At 69.9% G+C, this 22,152-nt stretch carries 26 protein-coding genes; 17 read left to right on the top strand and 9 right to left on the bottom strand.

Annotation, left to right across the window (positions count from 1 at the left end):
* Window positions 1-93 precede the first annotated feature (93 nt).
* From dapA to A9A59_RS05310, 3 genes are read left to right on the top strand one after another with little or no spacing between them, the layout of a single operon-like run.
* Complete coding sequence (gene dapA / locus A9A59_RS05320) at window positions 94-984, top strand: 4-hydroxy-tetrahydrodipicolinate synthase (RefSeq protein WP_098503294.1); 891 nt, start codon at window positions 94-96, stop codon at window positions 982-984.
* Between the two features lie 10 nt (window positions 985-994).
* Window positions 995-1,351 (top strand): DUF2007 domain-containing protein, encoded by a 357-nt coding sequence (locus A9A59_RS05315; protein WP_098503293.1) that lies wholly within the window; start codon window positions 995-997, stop codon window positions 1,349-1,351.
* The gene (locus A9A59_RS05310) at window positions 1,348-1,617 is read left to right on the top strand and encodes a DUF433 domain-containing protein (RefSeq protein ID WP_098503292.1); all 270 of its coding nucleotides are present in this window, start codon (window positions 1,348-1,350) and stop codon (window positions 1,615-1,617) included. Before A9A59_RS05315 ends, A9A59_RS05310 begins: the two co-directional genes overlap by 4 nt.
* A 7-nt stretch (window positions 1,618-1,624) precedes the next feature.
* Here A9A59_RS05310 and A9A59_RS05305 read toward each other — a convergent pair whose 3' ends face one another.
* Window positions 1,625-2,485 carry an anti-sigma factor domain-containing protein gene (locus tag A9A59_RS05305; RefSeq protein WP_098503291.1) on the bottom strand — a complete coding sequence of 287 codons (861 nt, stop codon included), beginning with the start codon at window positions 2,483-2,485 and terminating at the stop codon, window positions 1,625-1,627.
* A gap of 13 nt (window positions 2,486-2,498) precedes the next feature.
* Window positions 2,499-3,263: a sigma-70 family RNA polymerase sigma factor gene (locus A9A59_RS05300; protein ID WP_133117518.1), complete on the bottom strand. Its 765-nt coding sequence runs from the start codon at window positions 3,261-3,263 to the stop codon at window positions 2,499-2,501.
* Between the two features lie 46 nt (window positions 3,264-3,309).
* On the opposite strand from A9A59_RS05300, the gene A9A59_RS05295 reads away from it, so the two are divergent.
* From A9A59_RS05295 to A9A59_RS05285, 3 genes are all read left to right on the top strand, one after another.
* Window positions 3,310-4,425: a S1C family serine protease gene (locus A9A59_RS05295; RefSeq protein ID WP_098503289.1), complete on the top strand. Its 1,116-nt coding sequence runs from the start codon at window positions 3,310-3,312 to the stop codon at window positions 4,423-4,425.
* 75 nt (window positions 4,426-4,500) lie between these two features.
* Window positions 4,501-5,238 (top strand): helical backbone metal receptor, encoded by a 738-nt coding sequence (locus A9A59_RS05290; RefSeq protein ID WP_278286802.1) that lies wholly within the window; start codon window positions 4,501-4,503, stop codon window positions 5,236-5,238.
* On the top strand, window positions 5,229-6,173 hold the full coding sequence (locus tag A9A59_RS05285) for an alpha/beta fold hydrolase (RefSeq protein WP_098503287.1): 945 nt from the start codon (window positions 5,229-5,231) through the stop codon (window positions 6,171-6,173). The genes A9A59_RS05290 and A9A59_RS05285 overlap by 10 nt, the downstream gene beginning before the upstream one ends.
* Here the strand turns inward: A9A59_RS05285 and nagA are convergent.
* Complete coding sequence (gene nagA / locus A9A59_RS05280) at window positions 6,158-7,309, bottom strand: N-acetylglucosamine-6-phosphate deacetylase (RefSeq protein WP_098503286.1); 1,152 nt, start codon at window positions 7,307-7,309, stop codon at window positions 6,158-6,160. The two genes, A9A59_RS05285 and nagA, sit on opposite strands and share 16 nt — an antisense overlap.
* Before the next feature lie 81 nt (window positions 7,310-7,390).
* On the opposite strand from nagA, the gene A9A59_RS05275 reads away from it, so the two are divergent.
* Window positions 7,391-8,731, top strand: coding sequence for an LCP family protein (locus A9A59_RS05275; RefSeq protein ID WP_133117517.1), 1,341 nt, complete (start codon window positions 7,391-7,393; stop codon window positions 8,729-8,731).
* Here the strand turns inward: A9A59_RS05275 and A9A59_RS05270 are convergent.
* The 3 genes from A9A59_RS05270 to greA form a co-directional block, all read right to left on the bottom strand.
* Window positions 8,728-9,114, bottom strand: a complete 387-nt coding sequence (locus A9A59_RS05270; RefSeq protein WP_098503284.1) for a cupredoxin domain-containing protein — start codon at window positions 9,112-9,114, stop codon at window positions 8,728-8,730. The two genes, A9A59_RS05275 and A9A59_RS05270, sit on opposite strands and share 4 nt — an antisense overlap.
* A 499-nt stretch (window positions 9,115-9,613) precedes the next feature.
* The gene (locus A9A59_RS05265) at window positions 9,614-9,892 is read right to left on the bottom strand and encodes a hypothetical protein (RefSeq protein ID WP_098503283.1); all 279 of its coding nucleotides are present in this window, start codon (window positions 9,890-9,892) and stop codon (window positions 9,614-9,616) included.
* Window positions 9,893-10,023: 131 nt separating this feature from the next.
* Entirely contained in the window at window positions 10,024-10,854 is an 831-nt protein-coding gene (gene greA, locus A9A59_RS05260) for a transcription elongation factor GreA (protein ID WP_098503282.1), read from the bottom strand.
* 42 nt (window positions 10,855-10,896) lie between these two features.
* Here greA and A9A59_RS05255 point away from each other — a divergent pair, with 42 nt between their 5' ends.
* The 3 genes from A9A59_RS05255 (at window position 10,897) to A9A59_RS05245 (ending at window position 13,689) form a co-directional block, all read left to right on the top strand.
* Window positions 10,897-11,658, top strand: a complete 762-nt coding sequence (locus tag A9A59_RS05255; protein ID WP_098503281.1) for a 16S rRNA (guanine(527)-N(7))-methyltransferase RsmG — start codon at window positions 10,897-10,899, stop codon at window positions 11,656-11,658.
* A 102-nt stretch (window positions 11,659-11,760) separates the two neighbouring features.
* Window positions 11,761-12,351 (top strand): YIP1 family protein, encoded by a 591-nt coding sequence (locus A9A59_RS05250; RefSeq protein ID WP_098503280.1) that lies wholly within the window; start codon window positions 11,761-11,763, stop codon window positions 12,349-12,351.
* 114 nt (window positions 12,352-12,465) lie between these two features.
* On the top strand, window positions 12,466-13,689 hold the full coding sequence (locus A9A59_RS05245; protein WP_165772523.1) for an MFS transporter: 1,224 nt from the start codon (window positions 12,466-12,468) through the stop codon (window positions 13,687-13,689).
* Between the two features lie 9 nt (window positions 13,690-13,698).
* Here the strand turns inward: A9A59_RS05245 and A9A59_RS05240 are convergent, their stop codons facing one another.
* The 3 genes from A9A59_RS05240 to A9A59_RS05230 form a co-directional block, all read right to left on the bottom strand.
* A complete protein-coding gene (locus tag A9A59_RS05240) occupies window positions 13,699-14,634 on the bottom strand; it encodes an alpha/beta hydrolase (protein ID WP_098503278.1) in 936 nt (311 codons plus the stop codon).
* 448 nt (window positions 14,635-15,082) lie between these two features.
* Window positions 15,083-15,916: a hypothetical protein gene (locus A9A59_RS05235; protein WP_098503277.1), complete on the bottom strand. Its 834-nt coding sequence runs from the start codon at window positions 15,914-15,916 to the stop codon at window positions 15,083-15,085.
* A 32-nt stretch (window positions 15,917-15,948) separates the two neighbouring features.
* Window positions 15,949-17,127, bottom strand: coding sequence for a cysteine desulfurase family protein (locus tag A9A59_RS05230; protein ID WP_098503276.1), 1,179 nt, complete (start codon window positions 17,125-17,127; stop codon window positions 15,949-15,951).
* A 70-nt stretch (window positions 17,128-17,197) separates the two neighbouring features.
* Here A9A59_RS05230 and A9A59_RS05225 point away from each other — a divergent pair, with 70 nt between their 5' ends.
* From A9A59_RS05225 to A9A59_RS14020, 7 genes are all read left to right on the top strand, one after another.
* Entirely contained in the window at window positions 17,198-17,662 is a 465-nt protein-coding gene (locus A9A59_RS05225; RefSeq protein ID WP_098503275.1) for a hypothetical protein, read from the top strand.
* Entirely contained in the window at window positions 17,659-18,087 is a 429-nt protein-coding gene (locus A9A59_RS05220; RefSeq protein ID WP_098503274.1) for a hotdog family protein, read from the top strand. Before A9A59_RS05225 ends, A9A59_RS05220 begins: the two co-directional genes overlap by 4 nt.
* Window positions 18,080-18,451, top strand: coding sequence for an MmcQ/YjbR family DNA-binding protein (locus tag A9A59_RS05215; RefSeq protein WP_278286801.1), 372 nt, complete (start codon window positions 18,080-18,082; stop codon window positions 18,449-18,451). The genes A9A59_RS05220 and A9A59_RS05215 overlap by 8 nt, the downstream gene beginning before the upstream one ends.
* 78 nt (window positions 18,452-18,529) lie before the next feature.
* Window positions 18,530-19,087, top strand: a complete 558-nt coding sequence (locus A9A59_RS05210; protein ID WP_098503273.1) for an HD domain-containing protein — start codon at window positions 18,530-18,532, stop codon at window positions 19,085-19,087.
* Window positions 19,084-20,070 (top strand): class II fructose-bisphosphatase, encoded by a 987-nt coding sequence (gene glpX, locus A9A59_RS05205; protein ID WP_098503272.1) that lies wholly within the window; start codon window positions 19,084-19,086, stop codon window positions 20,068-20,070. The genes A9A59_RS05210 and glpX overlap by 4 nt, the downstream gene beginning before the upstream one ends.
* A 166-nt stretch (window positions 20,071-20,236) precedes the next feature.
* On the top strand, window positions 20,237-20,365 hold the full coding sequence (locus A9A59_RS14310) for a hypothetical protein (protein WP_278286800.1): 129 nt from the start codon (window positions 20,237-20,239) through the stop codon (window positions 20,363-20,365).
* Window positions 20,366-20,501: 136 nt separating this feature from the next.
* Window positions 20,502-22,076: a hypothetical protein gene (locus tag A9A59_RS14020; RefSeq protein ID WP_098503271.1), complete on the top strand. Its 1,575-nt coding sequence runs from the start codon at window positions 20,502-20,504 to the stop codon at window positions 22,074-22,076.
* Window positions 22,077-22,152 lie beyond the last annotated feature (76 nt).

The raw sequence follows: 22,152 nt of genomic DNA, 5'->3' as shown, positions 1-22,152 counted from the left end.
GTAAATTCACCGTGAAATGCGGGGAATGGCCGGGGGCAGGGCCGGCTTGCGGCCGCCGGGTAGAATGGGTGGACCCCCTGCGGAGATGGTGCGATGGCTGAACTGGGACGTTTGCTGACGGCGATGGTGACGCCCTACACGGACGACGGTGCGGTGAACCTGCCGATGGCGCGGAAGCTCGCGCGGATGCTTGTCGAGAATGGGAACGACGGCGTGGTGGTGACCGGGACGACGGGCGAGGCGCCGCTGCTGAGCGACGACGAGAAGTACGCACTCTGGTCGGAGGTGAAGCAGGAGCTGGGCGGGGCGACGGTGGTGGCGGGGGCCGGGACGAACGACACGCGGCACTCGATTCGCCTTGCGAAGCTGGCCGAGCGGGCGGGAGCCGATGCGATCCTCGCGGTGGTGCCGTACTACCTGAAGCCGTCGCAGGAGGGGATCTACCAGCACTTCCGGGCGATTGCGGAGAGCACGAGCCTGCCGGTGATCCTGTACAACGTGCCGGGTCGCGTCGGGGTTGGGATGACGGTGGAGACCATCCTGCGGTGCGCCGAGCTGCCGAACGTGGTGGGGAATAAGGAGGCGAACGGCGACCTGCGTCACACGGCGGCAGTGATGGAGGCTGCGCCGGGCTTCAAAATCTGGAGCGGGAACGACAACGACAACTTCCACCTGTGGTGCATGGGGGCGTGGGGCGCGATCAGCGTGACGGCGCACATCGTGGCGCGGCAGCAGAAGGCGATGCTGGAGGCGGTGCTGGCGGGGCGGCTCCCGGAGGCTGCGGCGATCCACATGGCGCTCTGCCGGGTGACGGACGCCTGCTTCCTGAACGGGAGCCCGAGCACCATCCGGTACGTGCTGCGTCAGCTGGGCTTCGCCATTGGGGCGCCGCGGCTGCCGGTGGTTGAGCCGGACGAGGCGGTGGGGGCGAAGGTGATGGCGGAGCTGCGGCGGCACCGGCTGGATGTGCCGGTGCCGGCCTGACGGGCGCGCCATGCCGGCGGACCGGTGGGAGGTGGTGTGGCGGGGTGCGACGGAGGTTGATGCGGAGCTGACGGCGGGCCAGCTGCGGGCGGCGGGCATCCCGGCGCTGGTTGAGGGTTCGGCGACGCCGTACCGGGCTGCGGCATTTCCGCTGGGCGGCACGTGGCTGATCCGCGTGCCGGCAGAGGCCATCGAGCCGGCGCGGGCGCTGCTGGAGGAGGTGGGGGAGGGGCCGAACCTCGAGGCGGGGGAGGGCGGGGACTTGCTCGACGCGAACCAGCGGGCCACGCTGAAGGCTGCAGGATTCGGGCTGGCGGTGCTGGGCATCGTCACCCTGCTGCTGCTGATTCGGGAGGCTGCGGGATGAGCAAGCTGGACTGGCGGGAGTACATCGAGGTGGATGCTGCCGTGCTGGGCGGCCGGCCGGTGGTCCGCGGGACGCGGATTGCGGTCCAGGAGGTGCTGGATGCGGTGGACCGGGGCGAGGAGATTGCGACGATTCTCGGGACCTTTCCGCAGCTGACGCGGGAGGCGGTGCTGGCGGTGATCCAGTTCCGGCTGGCGCACCAGTACGTGCAGGAGCGGAAGCACGCGGAGCGGCGCCGGCCTCCGTTCGCGCCGGGCCCGGGCTGAGGGCGGGTCAGTTGCGGGTGAGGCGGGAGAGGTCGGTCACGAAGAAGACGGTCGGGCCTTCGCGGACGGGTGAGCCGCCGGCGCGTTCGATGGTGACGACGGCGGTGTCGTAGCTGGTGATGCCTTCGGGGACGCGAGTTTCGTAGCGGGCGAAGCCGGCCTCATCGGGGGCGAAGGTGCCGAGGGAGTAGTAGCGGCCGCCAGAGTTGACCCAGAGCTGGTAGGTTTCGCCGGGCGGCAGCTGGCGGAGCTGGCTGGCGACGAACCAGACGCGCTTTTGGTCTTCGTCCCAGACGAGGCGGCCGATGGAGCCGCGCTCAGGGGAGACGGAGACGACAGCGGCGACCTGGCTGTTGGGCGAGATCAGGGCGATGAAGAGCTCGGAGTCGGACTTGAGCGTTTCGCGAAGTTCGGCAGCGACGGCTTCCTGGTCTTCGAGCTTCTGGGTGAGAGCTGCGAGGGCGACCTTCTGGGAGAGGGCTTCGTCGATCTGGCGCTGGAGGTCGGCGTTCTGGGAGCGGAGGGCATTGACCTGGGTGCGGAGCCCGAGCATGCCGGAGAACGCGCCGACGGCGATGATGATGGCGGCCAGCCCTGCGGCGGCGCGGCCGATGGTGAGGGCGCGCCAGGCGGGGCCGGGTTTGCGGATGCCGGCAGCGGTGAAGACTCGATTGCGGAGGCGGGGCGAGGCCCGGCGGAGCGGCTGGCTGGCGGCGAGGAGGGCGGCGATGCGCTCGGCTTCGCGGACCATCTCGCGGCAGCCGGTGCATTCGGCGAGATGGATGGCGATGGCGCGCGCGAGTTCGGGTTCGAGCGCACCGATGGCGTACTCGTCGGCCTGTTCCTGGGTGATGTGCGGGGCGTCCATGGGAGGGTGCGGGCTACCGGGAGCGTTCAAGGCAGCGGCGGAGTTTCTGCATGCCGAGGCGGATGCGGGTTTTGATGGTACCGAGCGGCTCGTGGAGGACGGCGGCGATCTGCTGCTGGGTGAGGCCGCCGAAGTAGGCGAGTTCGAGCGCGCGGCGCTGGTCTGGCGGGAGCTCGTTGAGGGCGCGGCGAACGGCGGCGCGGGCTTCGTTCAGCTCGGCGGTAGTGCCTGGGTCGAGGTCGGCGACGTTGAAGACGGGCTCGGCGGATTCGGCCGGGTCGCCGAGGGGGCTGCCCTCGCGCTTCCAGCGGCGGCCCCGGGCGCGGACTTCGTCGAGGGCGCGGTTGCGGGTGACGCTCATGAGCCAGCTGATGAAGCGGCCGCGCTCGGCGATGAAGGTTTCGGGGCGGCGCCAGAGGCGGACGAAGACGTCCTGGGTGGTGTCTTCGGCGAGGCCGGGGTCGCCGAGGATGCGGTAGGCGGCGGAGTAGACGAGGTCGACGTAGCGGTCGTAGAGGACGGCGAAGGCGTGCTGGTCGCGTTCGAGGATGGCGAGCATGAGGGTTTCGTCCGGCCAATCGGTGCGGTCGGCGAGCGCGGCATCGGCAGGGCGCGCGAATTCGACCGTTCGATCGATGTTACGTATACCGGCGGGTGTCGGATTGCCATCCATCGCGCGGGGTGTTCCTTTCTGCAGGGGGATAATACACCGCGGCGTGATGGGCGCGAACGGCTTCACCGGTGGTGTGAAGGCGCCTTTTGCCTTTACCTTCTGCACGGCGGCCAGCTGTGAGACTGGGGGGAGAATGTGAGGGGTGCGAGAGATGAACCTGAGGATGGTGCTGGCGGCGGGGCTTGCGACGCTGGTGCTGGCCGGCGGCGCGGCCTGCTCGGAGAATGACCACGGCGGGCCGGCGGCGAATGGGGGGATTACGGGGGCTCCGGCGACGGCCACGCCGACCGTGGCCCGGTCGCAGCCGACGTCGCTGCCGGCGGGGCAGATGACCGTTGCGGAGCTGGTGCAGTTCGCCGAGCCGGCGATCGTGCGGATTCAGACGAACACCGGTGTGGGCTCCGGGTTCATCGTGGCGAGCGACGGGTACATCGTGACGAACGCGCACGTGGTGAGCGGGACGGCAGGACGGGTAGCGAGCGCGATTACGGTGACCCTGAGCGATGGTTCGCAGTACCAGGCGCGTGTGGTGGGCGTGGACACGCGGGCGGACATCGCGCTCCTGAAAATTGAGGCGACGGGGCTGAAGGCGCTGGAGTTCGCGAACCTGAAAGAGGTGGCAGTGGGGCAGGATGTGGTGGCGATGGGGTATGCGCTGGATCTGCAGGGCGGCGAGGGCGGCGCGTTCAGCGTGACGAAGGGGATCATCAGCCAGAAGAACCGGGCGATTAATGAGGGGACGAGCGCGGCGATCTTCGGGTCGGTGCAGACGGATGCGGCGATCAACCACGGGAACAGCGGGGGGCCACTGCTCGACCTGACGGGGAAGGTGGTGGGCGTGAATACGGCGATTGCGCCGGACCCGACGACGGGTGAGCGGGCGCCGGGCATCGGGTTTGCGGTCGGCTCGGACATCGTGAAGGCGCTTGTGGAGCAGCTGAAAGAGCAGGGCCGGGTGAACCGCGGTTTCCTCGGGATCCAGGGGTTCGAGGCGCTGCGGCCGGCGGTTGCTCGGCAGCTCGGGGTCCCGGAGGGCGAGGGCGGGATTGTGGTGCGGAACGTGGTGCCCGGCGGCCCGGTGGCGCAGGCCGGGCTCCAGGCGAACGATGTGATTGTGAAGGTGGGCGCCGTGGAGGTGGATAACGAGGCGGACCTGGCGGTTGCGCTCATCAAGAACCAGGCCGGTCAGAAGGTGAAGGTGGAGTACTACCGGGACGGGAAGCGGCAGAGCGCGGAGGTGACGCTCGGTTCGCCGCCGTCGAACTGACCGGGAGGGCGTCTGCGCAGGCGCGGTGCCGTCCGGTGAGCGGGCTTCGTCTCGCGGGGGTGCAGAAGGGCGATAATGACGGCTATGCGGGTTGTGAGCCTGGTGCCGAGTTTGACGGAGCTCGTCTGGGAGCTTGCGCCGGAAACGCTGGCAGGGCGGACGAAGTTCTGCACGGAGCCGCCGGAGATGGCTTCGGCGGTGCCGGCGTTCGGGGGGACGAAGGACCCCGACGTTGCGGCGATTGCAGCGCTGCAGCCGGACCTGGTGATTGCGAACCGGGAGGAGAACCGACGGGAGGATGTGGCAGCGCTGGAGGACGCGGGGCTGCGGGTGCTGGTGACGGTGATCGACTCGGTCGGGGAGGCGCTGGCGGCGATCCGGGCGATCGGCGCGGAGGTGGGCAACACGGCCGGGGCGGACGCGCTCGCAGCGGAGGTAGAGGCTGCGCTGGAGGAGGCCAGGCCCGGCGAAGGGCCGCGGGTGTTCGTGCCGATCTGGCGGCGGCCGCTGCTGGGGCTCGGGGGCGGGACATACGGGAGCTCGCTGCTGGAGGCGTGCGGTGCGGTGAACGTGCAGCGGGAGCGTGAGCGGTACCCGGAGGTGACGCTGGAGGAGGTCCGGGAGCTGCGGCCGGAGCTGGTGCTGCTGCCGGATGAGCCGTACCACTTCCGGGAGGAGCACTGCGTCGAGTTTGCCGGGGTGGCGCCGGCGCGGCTGGTGGATGGCAAGCTGCTCTGGTGGTATGGGCCGCGGATGCCGCGGAGCATCCGTGCGCTGCGGGAGCTGCTGGCGGAGGCGGCGGCATGGCGGTGAGGCGTGCCGCGGGGGTGGCGGCGCTCCTGGGTGCGGCCGGCGCGGGGGCGGCTGCGGGGCTGGCCGCGGCCGACCGCCGGCGGTGGCGCCCGCCGCAGCCTGCCGGGCTGGTGCGGGAGGTGGCGGGGGCACGGCTCCACTACCTCGACGAGGGCGCCGGGCCGGCGCTGGTGCTGGTGCACGGGTTTGCGGGGAGCACGTTCAGCTGGCGGGCGGTGGTGCCGGAACTGGCGAAGGAGTTCCGGGTGATTGCGGTGGACCTGCCGGGTTTCGGGCTGAGCGACCGGCGGCCGGGGATCGGCTACGGGCATGAGCGGCACGTGGACCGGCTGCTGGCGCTGCTCGACCTGCTGGGCATCGAGCGGGCGGCGTTTGCGGGACACTCGATGGGCGGGGCGGTGGTGCAGCGGCTGGCGGCGCGGGCGCCGGGGCGGGCGGAGCGGCTCGTGCTGGTCGGGTCGGTGAGCGCGGGGGCGAACCTGGATATCGGCCGCCGGCGGCGGGCGAGGGGGCTGATGTTCGGGGCTATCCGGCTGGCGGCGATTTCGCCGACGGTGATGTACGCGGCCGGGCGCCGGGGGCTGCGGCAGATGGTGGCCGACCCGGCGTTTGTGACGCCGGAGGTGGTGCGCGGGTACATCGACCCGCTGCTCATCCCGGGGACGGTGCGCGCCGTGGCGGAGATGGCCCGTGAGCATGCTGAGGAGCCGGATGTGGACCTGGGGACCGTGCGGGCCCCGGCGCTGGTGGTGACGGGGGAGGCAGATGTGGTGGTGCCGCCACGGCGGGCGGAGGAGCTGGCGGCGGCACTGCCGGGGGCCGGCGAGGCGGTGGTCATCGACCGGGCGGGGCACCTGCTGGCGGAGGAGCGGCCCGACGCGTTCCTGCGGGCGACGCTGCCGTTCCTGCGGGCGGGGGCTCAGGCGCGGCGGTAGGCGATGACGCCGCGGCAGATGGTGGCGGCGACGCGGAGGTCGCGGTCGAGCAGGACGATGTCGGCATCAAAGCCGGGTTCGAGCTGGCCCTTGCGGTCGGCGGCGCCGGCGACGCGGGCGGGGTTGGTGCTGGCGAGGCGGAAGGCGGTTGGCAGGTCGAGACCGAAGTACTCAACGGCGTTGCGGACGTGGACGTCGAAGGTGGCGACGCTGCCGACGAGGGTGCCATCGGCCTTGCGGGCAGCGGCTCCGGAGACGGTGACGGATTCGCCGGCGAATGCTGCGCGGCCGGGTTCTGCACCGGCGAGGTGGAGGTTATCGGTGACGATGACGGCCCGGAGGGGGCCGAGGAGGCGGTAGGCGATCCGGAGGACGGCGGGCTCGACGTGGGCGCCGTCGCAGATGAGTTCGCAGGTGATGTCGGGGTTGTCGAGGGCGGCGACGACGGGGCCGCCTTCGCGCTGGTGGATGGGGCGCATGGCGTTGAAAAGGTGGGTGACGTGGGCGATGCCAGCCTCGAAGCCCTGGCGGCATTCAGGGACGGTGGCGTCGGTATGGCCGAGGGCGGGTACGGCGCCGAGGCGGGCGACGGTGTGGATGAGGGGCAGGGCGCCGGGCAGCTCGGGGGCGACGGTGACCTGGCGGATCAGGCCTTCGGCGGCCTCATGGAAGGCCTCGTACTCGGCGATGGCGGGCTCCCGGAGGTAGTCGGCCGGGAAGGCGCCGCGGCGGACGGGGTTGAGGAAGGGGCCTTCGAGGTGGAAGCCGAGCGGCTCGGCGCAACCGGGGACAGGCTGGATGGCGGGACGCAGGGCAGCCAGGCGGGCGGCGGTGGCTGCGGCATCGGGGCCGACGGTAGAGACGAGGAACGCGGTGACGCCGCGGGAGGGCGCCCAGGCGGCGTAGGCGGCGACTTCGGCGGGGTCGTCGGAGAAGAAGGAGTGGCCGCCGCCGCCGTGGACGTGGACATCGATGAAGCCGGGGCCGGCGGTCAGCCCTTCGCCGTCGAGGATTTCGGCGCCGGGCGCTTCGAGGTCGCGGCCGACGGCGACGATGCGGGGCCCCTGGACGAGGATATCGGCGCGGTGGGGGCCGGATGGGCTGGCGACAACTGCATTACGGATGAGGAGGGACATGAGGGCTTTACCCCCTGAGCTTGACTGAGCGGGAGACGGCGGAGAAGGTGAGGGGCAACCTCCCTGGAGGCTGGCGGGGTAGTGAGCACCGGAGTGACGCGGCGGCGGGCCGCCGCTGCAGGGATTGTGGTCGGCTTCCTTGCCGCGGTCTACGTCGCACTGGTCGTGCTTGGACGGGTCGATCAGTACCTGTTCCCGGCGAACGAGGTGGCGGTGCCGGCGGTGCCGGCGTACGTGCCGGGGACGGACATTGGGGTGAATGTGTCGCTGCCGGGGGTTTCGGAGCCGGGGCCGAAGCCGTGGACCCCGGAGGCGCGGCTGAACATCCTGGTGCTGGGGATTGATAAGCGGCCGGGGCAGCCGGAGGACGGGAGCTACCGGAGCGACACGATGTTCATCGCGAGCATCGACACGCACGCGGGGCGGCTGCAGCTGCTGGCGATTCCGCGGGACTTCTGGGCAGAGATCCCGTACGGGAATACGCCCGGGGTGTGGGCGGAGAACAAGATCAACGCGGCGTACTCGTACGGGCAGTTTTACAAGTACCCGGGAGGCGGGGCGGGCGCGGCGGTGGCGGCGGTGCAGCACAACCTGAACATCACGATCCGGCACTACGTGGTGATCGACTGGGAGGGGTTTGTGCGGCTGATCGATGCGCTGGGGGGCATCGACATCGATGTCCCGGAGACAATTTCGGACTTCGGGACGGACGTGCTGGAGGTGTTCCCGAACAATACGGTGCAGGCCGGCCGCCAGCACATGGACGGCAAGCAGGCGCTGGGGTATTCGCGGGTGCGGGTGGACGGCGACCTGAAGCGGATCGAGCGGCAGCAGCTGGTCATCCGGGCAGTGGCGGAGAAGGCGGTGAGCCTGGGGTATGTCGCACGGATCCCGGAGCTGTGGAGCGCCTACCGTGACGCGTTCAAGACCGATATCGACAACGGGCTGATCCCGGGGTATGCGCTGATGGCGCGGGGGATCGACCTCTCGCGCATCGAGACGTTCTCGCTCGGGAAGGCGATGTACGGCGGGGTTGCGGAGGACGGGCAGCTGATCCTGCTGCCGAACCGGGAGCAGATGTACGCGATTATCGACGAGTTCCTGGCAGACCCGCAGGCGCGGGACGAGGCGCCGAAGGTGGCGGTGGTGACGCCGCCGGGCGGCGAGGCCGCGGGGAAGGCCGCGCTTGCGCACCTGGAGGCGTACGGCATTGCGCCGGCGTGGGTGACGGTGATCGCTGGTGACGGGTCGGGGCAGCCCGGGATTGTTGATGTGACGGGGAAGCCGTACACGGCGGGGAAGCTGACGGGGCTGTTGGACCTGCGCATGCGAAACCCCGACGGCACGGAGCCGCCGGGGTTCGACCTGGTGATTCAGCTGGGGGATGGGACGGCGCTGAAGACGCCGAAGGCCGGGAACTAGCTTTCCGTGACGGTGATCGTGGCCTTCATCTGCGGGTGGTAGTCGCAGGTGATTTTGTAGGAGCCGGGCTGCTGGAAGACCCAGGTGAAGACGTCGTTCTTCTTCATGTTGCCGGAGACATTCTTGCCGTCGATGTTGACGGTGTGGAGGGCGGTTTCACTGTTCTTGAAGTAGACGGTTTCGCCGACCTTGACGCTGAGTTCTTTGGGGATGAACTGGAGTTTGTCCTGGTCGATGAACGGGGCGCCGGCGGGGATGCGGCTGTCGGAGCCGTCGGCGACGCCGGCGCTGGAGGAGCTGCTGCTGCCGCCACACGCGGCGAGGGCCGCGGCTGCGGCCAGGGCCAGGGCGGCGAGGAGCGCGAGGCGGGTCAAGCGGTGCATGGTGTCGTTATCCTCCTTCCCGCGGGCTGTGCCGCGGGCCTGTCGATTTCAGTGTGCCCGAGGGCCGGCCGCTGTGGTGTGCGGGAGCTGCATCGGTCGACAGGTTCGATGGTGCCATCGACGGCGGCTATGGTGGCGGGCGAATGGCGTCCACAGGACGGTCGTTCGCCCGTACCTGGAGGGGGTGTATCCCGGGAAACGGTGCGAGGCCCCGTTCACGGCGGGGCCTCGCGGTGCGGGAGGCGGGGTGCGCGACCCGTCGACGGTGTGTGTCGACTGGTGAAAGGGTGCGGGGAATTGTTCAAACGTTCAAGCGGGTATGCCGAAGAGCTGGCATGTACCGGGTGGTTGTGGTGAGATGGCGGGGTGAGCCAGGGGAGCATCCCGGTGCAGGTGTGCCCGCGGTGCGGGTCGGCGATGGCGAACATCAAGGGTTCGCGGCTGGCCGTGTGCCGGCGGTGCGGGTACAAGGACGACTGCTGCTGACGGGCCGGACTGGTCAGGCGGCGCGGCCTCGCTTGCGCCGCGGCGCATCGAAGGCGGCGAGCTGCTGGCGGAGGCGCTGGATGCGGCGAAGGCGGTAGGAGCTGGCCACCGGCGTTGCATCATCGAGGTAGACGGGGCCCTGGCAGCGGCCGCAGCGGACGGGTGCGGCGGGGTCGGTGCCGGGCGGGAGGGGCCGGAGCCCGGCGAAGGTGAGCGGCGCACCCTTGGGGCCGACCCAGCGGGCGGTGATGTGGCCGCAGTGCAGGCATTTGAGGTCGCCGGTGACGAGCATGATTGGCCTCCCGGTTGTGGTGGGAGGAGTATTCGTCACCGTGTGCGGTTTCCGGATTGGGGAAAACCCGGGGTTCGGGCGCAGAAATCCCGCGAAGCGGGGCTGCGGGACCCGGTTCCGATGCCGGGAGGTCAGGGGTTGTGGATGATGGCGTCGATGCGGTAGCGCATGGTGCCCTGCGGGGCTTCAACTTCGACCTCTTCGCCGACGCGGCGGCCGAGGAGGACGCGGCCTACAGGGGATTCGACGCTGATTTTCTTTTCCGCGGGGTTGGCTTCGCGCGGGCCGACGAGCTGGTAGGTGACCTGGATGTTGCGCTCGAGGAAGGTGACGGTGACGCCGGAGCCGATGGCGGCGACGTCGTGGTCGAGTTCGGAGCGGTCGGCGACGACGGCACGCTTGAGGGATTCTTCAAGCTGGCGCCGGCGGTTCTCGGCGAGGGCGAGGGCTTCACGGGCGGCGTGGTAGGGGGCGTTCTCGCGGAGGTCGCCGTCGGAGCGGGCGGTTTCGACGGCCCGGATGAGGTCGGGGATGCGGCGCTCGAGGTCGGCGAGTTCGCGCTTGAGGGCTTCGATGCCCTCAGCGGTCATTTCGATGGGGGTTTCGACGACGCGGGGGCTGGCGCTGGTGGTGCGGGGGCCGTTGGATTTCGGCAGGCGGAGGCCGGTGCCGAGGTTGCGTTCGGTGTAGCCTTTCGTTTTGAGGAACCTGAACCAGGCCTTAAGGGCGTCGAGGCGGCGCTGGCCGTTGGGGTCGGTGGGCCGGAGGTTGCGTTCGCCGTACTGCTCGACGATGGCGGGGGTAAGGTCGGCGGCGATTCGGTCGAGGCCGACGTCGTTGCAGAACTTTTCGACGTAGGCGGCGTATTCGCGTTCGGCGGGTTTGAGGGAAGCGGTGAATTGACGGAGGGCTTCGCGGAGGGTGACCGGAGTAGTCGTGGCTCCTGCGGGCGTTTGTGTCATGGGACTACTGTACCATTCGGGCGGGGGTTTGTGCTTCACGCAATGGAGAAGCTGGCGGATTGGGATGACCTGGCGAGGTTGTTCGCGGCGGAGGCGGCCGAGGGGACCATCGACCGGCTTCGGCGGCACTGGAGCCTGGTTGAGGCGGGGGAGCAGGCTGGCCGGCTGACAGCGGTGGAGGCGGTGGAGGCGGTGCGGCGGCAGTACGGGGAATCGCTGGAGCTGCTGCGGATTGCGGAGGGGGCGGTCGGCGGCGAGCCCGGCTTCCGGTATGCCGACATCGGTACGGGCGGGGGCTGGCCGGGCCTGGTGGTGGCGTGCGCGCGGCCCGGGTGGGAGGTGCACCTGGTGGAGCCGCTGCAGAAGCGGGCGCGGTTCCTGGAGGCGGCAGCGAGGGAGCTGGGGTGCACGAACGTGACGGTGCACGCGCTGCGGGCGGAGGAGGCAGGGCGGGGCCCGCTGCGCGAGGCCTGCGGGCTGGTGACGGCGCGGGCGGTGGCAGAGCTGCGGGTGGTGCTGGAGTATGCTGCGCCGCTGGCCGCGGTGGGCGGGGTGATTGCGTTGCCGAAGGGAAGCCGGCTGGAGGAGGAGCTCGCGGCTGCGGAAGCGGCGGTGGCGGAGCTTGGATGCGAGCTGGATGCGATCCTGCCGATGCGGCCGGAGGTGAGCGAGACGGTGCGCGTGGCACTGTTCCGGAAGCGCGCGGCGTGCCCTGCGCGGTATCCGCGGCGGGCGGGGGTGCCCGAGCGGCGGCCGATCGGGGGGCCGGTGCGCCGCGCAGGCGTCATTGGAGCAGATTGCTGATCATTTCATTCGCGTGTTGGCATCTGCGTGCTATAGTGCCGCGCAACTGGCGGGAGACCAGTGGATTGCCGCCAGTGATACGGAAGGCATGCAGGAGGCAGCATGGACCCGAACGTCATTGTCAATCACGTGATGCGGCTGGTGCGGTTCGACACCAGCGTCTTCGACGAGGTCCGCGACGATGCGAACGAGCTGATCCCGGCGCTGGTGGTTGCGGCGGTTGCATCGCTGCTGGCCGGGCTGGGGGCGACGCTGTTCTGGGAGTTCAACTTCGATTTCGGCCCCGAGGATCCGTGGCTGAACACGTTCATCCTGGGCGGCATCTTCATGGCGGCGCTGTATGCGGTCTGGGTGCTGGTGGTGTATGTGATGCTGGCGCAGGTGTACAAGGCGTCGGGGGATGTGCAATCGCTGTTCCGGACGATGGGGTATGCGGCGTGGCCGCTGGCGCTGAGCGTGCTGATGTTCATCCCGGTGCTGTACCCGGTGTTCGCGCTGGGGTCGATTGTGCTGCTGTTCGTGATGAGCATTTATGCGGCACAGTCGGTGACGAATGCGGATTCGACGCAGGTGGTGATGGCGAACCTGGCCGGGATGGCGGTGTTCACGCTGGTGCTGAGCATCATCGCGTTCTCGAGCGACACGACGATCATCGGCGCGGGCATCTTCGCGATCCTGCAGCAGATTCCGTAGCGCCCGGGCGGACGGAAGGGAGGCTGACCGGGGGCCGCGGGCGGGGCCTGCGGCCTCCCGGTGCGCTGTGCGCATGCGGGGATGTAGCGGCGGGGTATGGGAAGATGGGCGGCAATGTCACCGGATCGTATTGCCGGACGTAATACGCGGCTCTACTACGCGTTCGTCTTTTTCAACGACTTCGGGCTGTGGTTCGGCATCTGGATCAAGTACCTGGTGGTCGAGCGCGGGCTGGAGCTGAAGTACATCCTGCTGATGGACCTGCCGTTCTGGTTCGCGGTGGCGGCGCTGGAGGCGCCGTTCGGCGCGCTGGCGGACCGGATAGGGCACAGCCGGGTGCTGGCGCTGGGTGCGGGGGTTTACGCACTGACGATCCTGGGGTTCGGGCTGACGACCAATTACTGGATGCTGTTCGCGGACTACATGCTCTGGGCGGTGGCGCAGGCGTGCCGGAGCGGGGCTGACCAGGCGATCGTGTTCGATTCGCTGAAGGCGGCCGGGCGGGAGGAGCAGTTCTCGCGGATTGCGGGGCGGGGGTTCGCGCTGACGATGACGGGCGGGCTCGGGGGAATCGTTCTCGGCGGGTTCGCGGCCGCAACCTGGGGGATGACGTTCACGGTGCAGGTGAGCGCGGTGACGCCGCTTGTCGCGATGGGGGCGGCGCTGCTGATGGTGGAGCCGCGGGTGGCGCATGTGCGGCGGTCGTACGCGGAGCAGCTGCGGAGCGGATTCGCGTACGCGTGGTCGCACCCGCCGGTGCGGACGACGATGCTGCTGCTGACGGGGCTGCTGATGGTGACGTTTGCGCCGGTGGTGCTGATGCAGCCGTTTTTGATTGTGCATGAAGTGCCGACGGCGTGGTTCGGGGTCTTCCAGGCGCCGGTGCGGCTGGCCGGGGTGGCGGCGGCGCTGGTTGCGTGGCGGGTTGCGGCGCGGGCCGGGCGGGACCGGGTGGTGGGGGCGGCGTGCCTGGGGGTGGTAGCGGCCTTCGCCGGCCTGGCGCTCTGGGATTCGGCGGCGGCGTTTTCGTTCTTCGCGGTGCCTGCCGTGGTGCAGGGCCTGGTGCGGCCGACGCTCGACGCGTACATCAACGAGCAGACGCCGAGCGACCGGCGGGCGACGGTGCTGAGCGTGGTATCGCTGGCGTTCAGCGTGCAGGTCGGGTTCCTGGAGGCGACGCTGGGCTTCATCACCGACGACATCGGCATCCGGGCGGCGTTTGCGTTCACGGCGGCGCTGTTCGCGGTGCTCTTGCCGCCGCTGTACCTGGCGTGGCGGCGGGTGTATCGACAGACGACAACAGCCGGCACGGTGACCGTGCCGGCTGCAGGCGGTTGAGGGAGCGGCTCAGGCAAGGGCGGTGCGGAGGGCTTCGCAGGCCTCGGCCATGCCCTTCTTCGCGCCGTCGAGCATGGCGGTGAGCTGCAGAAAGATGTGGGGCTGGTCCTGGTAGATGCTGAGCTTCGCCGGGACGCCGGCTTTCTGGAGGGCCTCGGCGTAGAGCTTCGAGTCATCGAGCAGGGGGTCGAGGGTGCCGACGATGAGGTGGGCAGGCGGAAGGCCGCGGAGGTCGCCGTGGATGGGGAAGATGTACGGGTCGTTCGGGTCGGCGCCGCCGGAGAGGTAGTGGCGATAGAACCAGTCCATCATCTGGCGGGTGAGGATTTTGCCCTCGGCGTTTTCGATGACGGAGGGGAGGTCGTTGTTGCCGGTGAGGGCGGCGTAGAGGAGGAGCTGGAGGCGGGCCTGCGGACCGCCTTCGTCGCGGAGGCGGAGGGCAGCGCAGGCGGCGAGGTTGCCGCCGGCGCTGTCGCCGGCGAGGGCGAAGCGTGAGCCGTCGGCGTTCAGCTCGGCGGCGTGGTCGACGGCCCAGCGGACGGCGGCGACGCAGTCATCGAGCTGGGCGGGCGGGGTATGCTCCGGGGCGAGGCGGTAATGGACGCTGACGACGACGGCGCCGGCACCTTCGGCGAGTTCGGCGCAGAGTTTGGTATGGGTCGCGGGTGAACCGATGACCCAGCCGCCGCCGTGGAAGTAGACGACGAGGGGGAAGGGACCCTGGCCGGCGGGAGTGAAAATTTTGGCAGGGATTTCGCCGGCGGGGCCGGGGATGGTGCGGTCGGTAATGGTGACGGACGCCGGCAGGGGCTGGTTGAAGGCCTGGAAGGAGAGCTCGGCGTTGGCGCGGGCGGTTGCGGGGTCGAGTTCCCACAGGGGCGGGACGCCTGCGGCCTGGGCCTGGGCGGCCATCATCTGGAGCAGGGCTTCGACCTGGGGGTCCATGGGCTGGGTCCTCCTCGGGAGAGCTGTCTGGCGGACTCTACGGGGAGGCGGGGGAGGGGGGCAAGGGGATGGGGAGGAGGGAGCCCCGCCTGCACCCGCTCCGCCGCCCCGAGGGAGGAGGGAGGAGGGAGCCCCGCCCGCACCCGCTCCGCTGCCCCAAGGAGGAGGGAGGAGGGAGCCCCGCCTGCACCTGCTCCGCTGCCCAGGGAGGAGGGAGAAGGGAGCCCCGCCTGCACCCGCTCCGCCGCCCCGAGGGAGGAGGGAGGAGGGAGCCCCGCCTGCACCTGCTCCGCTGCCCAGGGAGGAGGGAGAAGGGAGCCCCGCCTGCACCCGCTCCGCCGCCCCGAGGGAGGAGGGAGGAGGGAGCCCCGCACGGCCGCTCCGCCGCCCCGAGGGAGGAGCTGGGAGCTTGGAGCTGGGAGTTTGGAGCGGGGAGCGGGGAGCGGGGTCAGGTGGGGCGGCCGGTGAGGAACATGAGCCCTTTGGCGAGGACTTCGCCGACGAAGACGGCGCCCATGGCGATGTAGAGAAGGCCGGTGGCGCTCTGCATGGCGCGGATGCGGGTGGTCCGGTAGGCGAGGTAGGCGAGGATGATGGGGAAAACGAGACCGACGCCGATGCGGAGGTAGAGGACCGGGTTGGCGAACAGGCCGACATCGACGGGGTTGGCGGGCAGCGGGACTTCGCGGACGGGCACGGCGAGGTTGACGGCGAGGACGACGGCCTGGAGCGCATGGGCGCCGAGGAGGATGAGGCAGAGGTCACGCAGGGGCCAGGCGGGAAGGGCGCCCTCGGTGAGGTACCAGTGGCCCCAGGTCATGGCGACGGAGACGGCGCCGAGGGCGAGGGTGCCGGCGAAGAGGCCGAGGAAGATGGCGGGGTAGCCCCAGGTGGGCGGGGCGAACATGATAGAGAGGAGGACGATGGCGGCGAGCCCGGCGAGGGACCCGAGGATGCCGGCGATGCGGCCGACGGGGTCCCAGCCCATGAAGACGGCGAACATGTAGATGCCGCTGGCGACGGTGACAAGAAGGAGCGCCTGGCGGAAGCGGGGGAAGGGGTCGGGGTCGATGCTGTAGCCGTCGACGTCGGGGCCGAGGGAGAGGGAGCTTGCGGTCCAGAGGGCGAGGATGCCGGCGATGGCGATGCAGAGCGCCATGGTGAGGACGAACCCGCGGGTGACGCCGCCGCGGAGGTCGCTGGCGAGGGTGACCCAGAGGCTGCCGATGGTGAGTTCGGCGAGGATGATGAGCAGGGTGTAGGGCAGGGCCTCGACGTTCACCAGTTCGAGTGTAGGGGCGGGCCTGCCAAGGGTCAGGTGCGCGCGCGAGCGAACTGGCGGCGGGCGGCTTCGACGGCGCCGGGGAGGAGCTGGAGGACGGCGTCGATCTCGGCCGGTGTCGTGGTTTCGCCGAGGGAGAAGCGGATGCTGCCGACGGCGCGGCGGATGGGGACGCCCATCGCCATGAGGACGTGGGAGGGCTCCCAGGTGGAGCTGCTGCAGGCGCTGCCGGAGCTGACGGCGACGCCGCGTTCATCGAGGGCTGCGACGAGGGCGTCGCTTTCGAGGCCGCCGAAGGCGACGTTGAGGATGTTCGGGAGGCAGTTGACCTGGCAGCCGTTGACCTGGACGTCGGGGATGGCGGCGAGGATGCCGTCGCGGAGGCGGTTGCGGAGCTCGAGGACGCGGGCGGAGCGCCCGGCGGTGCCGGCAGCGGCAGCCTGGAGGGCGGCGGAGGTGCCGACGATGCCGGCGACGTTTTCGGTGCCGGCTCGCTTGTGCATCTCCTGGCCGCCGCCAAGGAGGAGGGGATGGAAGGGGGTGGCGCGGCGAAGGTAGAGGATGCCGGTGCCCTTGGGACCGCCGAACTTGTGGGCGGAGAGGCTGAGGGCATCGACGCCGAGCGCTTCGACGTCGATGGGGAGCCAGGCGGGCGCCTGGACGGCGTCGGTGTGGAGGACGATGCGATGGCCGCCGGGCGCGGTCCGTTCGCGGAGGAGCGCGGCGAGCTCAGGGATCGGCTGGATGGTGCCGACCTCGTTATTGGCGAGCATGACGTTAACGAGGATGGTGCCGGGCCGGATGGCGCGGTCGATCTCGGCGAGGGAGACGCTGCCGGAGGCGTCGCAGCCGACGGTGGTGACGTCGAAGCCGAGCTCTTCGAGGAAGGCGGCGGCGTGGATGCCGGCGTGGTGTTCGATGGCGCTGGTGATGACGTGGTTCCCGGCGCCGGCGCGGCGGAGGGCGTAGCTGATGCCGAAGAGGGCGGTATTGATGCTCTCGGTGGCGCCGCTGGTGAAGATGATTTCGGAGGGGCGGGCGCCGAGGCAGGCGGCCACGGCGGCGCGGGCTTCGTCGAGCGCTTCCTGGGCGTCGCGGCCGATGGCGTAGAGGCCGCTGGGGTTGCCGAAGCGGACATCGAGGAATGGCGCCATCGCCTCGCGCGCGGCGGGCCGGAGGGGGCTGGTGGCGGCATGGTCGAGGTAGATCATCTGCCGGGTTCAGCGTAGCAGAGGCAGCCGCGGTTGACGGCTGCGGGGCGGCGCGTGCAGGCTTTCGGCCATGCCGGAGGCTTCGCTGCTGACGGATGAGGTGCGCGCACTGGTAGGCCGCGAGACGCGGCTCGGGCGGGTGCAGGTGACGCCGCGGGCGTACCGGCGGGCGTACGAGGTGTACGTCGGCGGCGCGCCGGCGCGGGTGCCGGCCGAAGGCGAGCCGGTGCCGGGGTACGTGATTACCGGGCTGGAATCGGAGTCGGAGGCGCCGCCCTTCCCGGAGCTGCTGCCGAACTCGCTCCTGATTGCGAACGAGTGGGCGTTCGAGCGGCCGCTGCGGATGGGCGAGTGGCTGGAGATGGTGCACCGGGTGACGGATGTGCGGGAGCGGTTCGGCGGGAGGTTCGGCTACAGCATCGACGTGCTCTCGGAGACGGCGTTTTTCGATGCCGAGGGGCGGCTCGTGGCGCGGAGCGGGCGGACGATGACGCAGTATTCGGCGGCGGAATCGGGCGCAGGGGGCGAGGAGTGAGCGGGACGCCGGGGTCTGTCCGCGAAGGCGACGAGCTGGGCCCGTTCGAGCTCCGGCCGGAGCTGGGGCAGGTGATCCGGTACTGCGCGCTGCAGTGGGCGTTTCCGCCGTTCTTTTATGACGAGTCGGCGGCGCGGGCGCAGGGGATGCCGGGGACGATCGTGCCGGGGCCGCTGAAGGTGGGGCTGCTCTACCGGGCGGTGGAGGAGTGGCTGGGGGGCCGCGGCTGGGTCCGGCAGGTGCGGGCGGCGCACCGGAGGCCGGACCTGGTCGGGCGGCCGATCACCATCGTGGGGCGGGTGGCGCAGGTGTACGCGGAGGATGGTGCGACGCGGGCCGACCTCGAGCTGGCGATCATCAACGAAGAGGGCCTGCCGAGCGTGCGGGGGTTTGCGGTGGTGGAGCTGGCGGGCGCCAGTGACTGACAGGGACCGTGCGGCGGAGGAGGGGCTGGCGGGCATTCGCGCCGTGCTGGCAGGGTTCGAGGATGTCGAGGAGCGGCTGAGCCATGGCGAGGCGGCGTGGTTCGTGCGCGGGGGCCGGCAGGTCGCCATGTTCGCCGACCGCCACCACGATGACCGGGTGGCGGTGTGGATTGCGGCGCCGCCCGGGGTGCAGGCGGCGCTGGTCGCGGCCCGGCCGGACCGGTATTTCCGGCCGCCGTACGTTGGCCGCCGGGGGTGGGTCGGCGCGTGGCTGGATACGGACTTCGACCGGGACGAGGTTGGCGGCCTGCTGCTGATGGCTGTTGAGCTGGCGCGCGGGGGACGCCATGGGCGCCAGCGATAGCTGCGGGCGGACGTCATGTTTGGTTCGTTGGCGATGAGATGGCGATAATTCCCGCGAAGTTCACCCCGGGAGGCGCGCATGCACCGGGAAGACGCCTGGCAGATTTTGCTCGACTACACGCAGGAGGAGCGGACGCGGAAGCACGGGATCGCGGTTGAAGCGGTGATGCAGGCCTACGCCCGGCTGCTGCACGAGGACGAGGAGAAGTGGGGGATCGTCGGGTTGCTGCACGATTTCGACTGGGAGATCCACCCGACGGAGGAGCTGCACCCGATGGAGGGTTCGAAGCTGCTGGCGGCGAGGGGCGTGCCGGAGGATATCCGCTATGCGATTCTCTGCCACGCGCCATTCCTGGGGCTGGAGTACCGTTCGACGATGGACCGGGCCATTTATGCGTGCGATGAGCTGAGCGGGTTTGTGATCGCGTGCGCGCTGGTGAAGCCGGACCGGTCGCTGTCGTCGGTGGAACCGGCGACGGTTCGAAAGAAGATGAAGGACAAGGCGTTTGCGCGGGGCGTGCGGCGGGAGGACCTGGTCAACGGGGCCCGGGACCTCGGGGTGGACCTTGACGAGCACATCCGGTTTGTGACGGACGCGCTGAAACCGGTAGCACACTTGCTGGGGGTGAATCCATGAGGGCTGAACAGATCCCGGACCGCAACATTGGGATGGAGATGGTGCGCGTAACGGAGGCGGCGGCGCTGGCGGCGGCGCGGTGGATGGGCCGCGGCGACAAGAACGGCGCTGACAAGGCGGCGGTGGATGCGATGCGGCTGATGCTGGACACGGTAGCGATGGACGGCGTGATCGTGATCGGCGAGGGGGAGAAGGACCAGGCGCCGATGCTCTACAACGGGGAGCGGGTCGGGAACGGCAAGGGCCCGCAGATGGACGTTGCGGTTGACCCGCTGGAAGGGACGCGGCTGACGGCGATGGGCCGGCCGGGGGCGGTGAGCGTGATTGCGTGTGCGCCGCGGGGGACGCTCTACAGCCCGAAGGACATGTTCTACATGGAGAAGATTGCGGTTGGGCCGGAGGCGAAGGGGTGCATCGACCTTTCGGCGCCGGTGAAGTGGAACCTGGAGCAGGTGGCGAAGGCGAAGGGGATGCCGGTGGAGGAGCTGACGGTGATCATCCTCGACCGGGACCGGAACACGGAGATTGCGGACCAGGTGCGGGCGGCGGGCGCGCGGATCAAGTTCATCACCGACGGCGATGCGCCGGCGGCGATTTCGGCGGGCATCGCGGGCTCGGGCGTGGATGTGATGCTGGGGATCGGCGGGTCGCCCGAGGGGGTGATAGCCGCAGCGGCGCTGAAGTGCCTGGAGGGGGACTTCCAGGGGCGGCTCTGGGCGCGCGACGAGAACGACCGGCGGATGGCCGCGGAGCTTGGCCTCGACCTGGAGCGGGTACTGACGATCGACGACCTGGTGCAGAGCGACGACGTTTTTTTTGCGGCAACGGGCGTGACGGGCGGTGAACTGCTGGCCGGTGTGGAGTTTACGCCGCGGGGCGCGGTAAGCGAGTCGCTGGTGATGCGGTCTCGGTCGGGGACGATCCGGCGGATCCGGGCGGAGCATCACTGGCGGAAGCTGCAGGGGATGGGCAACAGCCGCTGACGGGCGCGGCGCGAGGTTCGACTGCGGAGACGTCAGGAGGTGACGCGGCGCCGGTGCAGACTCTCCGACGCCCGGGGCGCTGGACGCTGGCGGGCGGAAGGAGGTACAGCAGGCTGCCCGGCCGACGGGGCGTGGCTGCGGAAGAACTGTTCAGGCAGGTTACTGAATGCGTTCCCACGCGGCGGCGTTTCGTGCGACACTGTGGGCCGTGAACGGGACGAGGCTGGTGCTGCTGATGGTCGGCGGGGCTGCGGCTATCGTGCTCGTGTTCCAGGCGCTGAACCAGTGGGGGTAGGGCGCCGGGAACGGGCCGGCAAAAGTTACAGACCGTTTACACGACCCCGGGGAGAAGGGCGACAGAATTCGTTGACCCTATTTCTGCGCGATTCCTACACTGCCGGGAGATGAGGAGATGCACTATGGAGCGTAGATTGATTCGACGCATTGCGCTCGGGCTGGCGCTCGGGGCGCTGACGATGATCCCGGCGGTCTCGGCTTCGGCCGGAAGCATGCCGGGCCGGGAGCTGGAGGCCGTCCGGGGCCGCGGGTTCGACCACGTGGCGGTGCTGCCGGCGCTGCTGCCGAACAGCAAGGAGAACACCAGCACGATCGCGCAGAACAACGGTACGGCGCCGGCGACGATCGTGATGGACATCTACACGCCGGCGGGCGTGCTGATCCCGTCGGCGACGGTGGCGTACAGCAATGTGCCGCCGGGAGCGACGCGGGTGTTCGCGCAGGCGCTCAACACCGGTCTGACGCCGGGCTTCCGTGGCGTTGGGGTCATTTCGAGCGACCAGCCGATCAATGCGCTGCTGGTGCGGGACATTGAATCGAACGTGAACTTCGCCAAGTCGTACTCGATTCACAACGCGTATGCGACGGGCGGGACGAAGGTGACGCTGCCGTACGTGGCGAACGCGCTGAACGGCCTGTACAACACCCGGTTTGCGGTGGCGAACACCGGCACGACGGAGGCGTGCGTGACCATTACGTACGTCTTCCCGGGCGCGGGCCGGCCGCCGGTCGTGGACGCAGGTTCGGGCGGGCTGGCGTGCTCGGGCGGCGGCTACCGGATCCCGGTGGGCGGCCAGATTGCCTTTGCGCCGAACAGCGTGGACGGAGCGATTCCGATGCCGGCGTCGACATCGAACTCGCTGATGGCGGCGACGCTCGAGACGTCGAGCTCGACGATCACAGTGGCGGTTGACGCATACCTGAGCGGCGGGCCGCGGAAGCTTGCCTCGTATGACGGGTTCATCGTAGAGCCGGCGAGCGCAAGCGACCTGGGGACGCAGATTTCGATGCCGCTGGCGATCAAGCTGGACGGGTTCTACACGCAGTACCTGCTCTCGAACCCGAATCCGACGGCAGCGACGGCGACGATCACCTACACGGGCAACACCGGGACGTACACGGTGAACCTGAACATCCCGGCGAACGGCACGGCCAGCCACAGCGTGTACGAGGCGGCCGGCGGCATCCCGGAGGGGTTCGTGGGGGCCGCGACGATCACCTCGAGCCAGCCGATTGCGGCGGTGCTGTTCCGCTCGAAGATGACGGCGCCGGGCAGCTTCGTGGACGAGGACCTCTACACGGCCGTGAACGGCATCCCGGTGAACAAGGCGACCACGACGGCGAAGCTGCCGCTGATCTTCCGGCGGGCGTACCAGACTGGGAGCTTCAGCGGCTACAACACGTGGGTGAGCGTGAGCGTGGCCGACGGCGGCACGGCGAACGTGACCATCACGGCGATCAACGACACGTCGAACACGGCGCCGGGCTGCAATGCCCCGGGCACGTACACGACGACGAAGACGATCACGGGGTCGTTCATCTTCTACCAGAACGCGAATACCGATACGGGGCTTGGGGCCTCGCCGCCGAGCTGCTTCTGGGGCGGGATGACGATTACGTCGGACCGGCCGATCGTGGTCATCGCGAACGCGACGAACGACCTGAACCTGGGCGATAACGACGGCCTGTACAACGCCTTCAGCAACTAGCAGGCCGGCGCAGCGACGCCGCCACCACGGCGCCCGCAGTGATGCGGGCGCCGTTTCGCTTTGCCGGGGAGCGGCG

Origin of the sequence: Tepidiforma thermophila, assembly GCF_002563855.1 — a bacterium.
In the GTDB taxonomy this organism is placed as follows: Bacteria; Chloroflexota; Dehalococcoidia; order Tepidiformales; family Tepidiformaceae; genus Tepidiforma; species Tepidiforma thermophila.
This window is presented reverse-complemented; position numbering and strand designations above follow the sequence as displayed.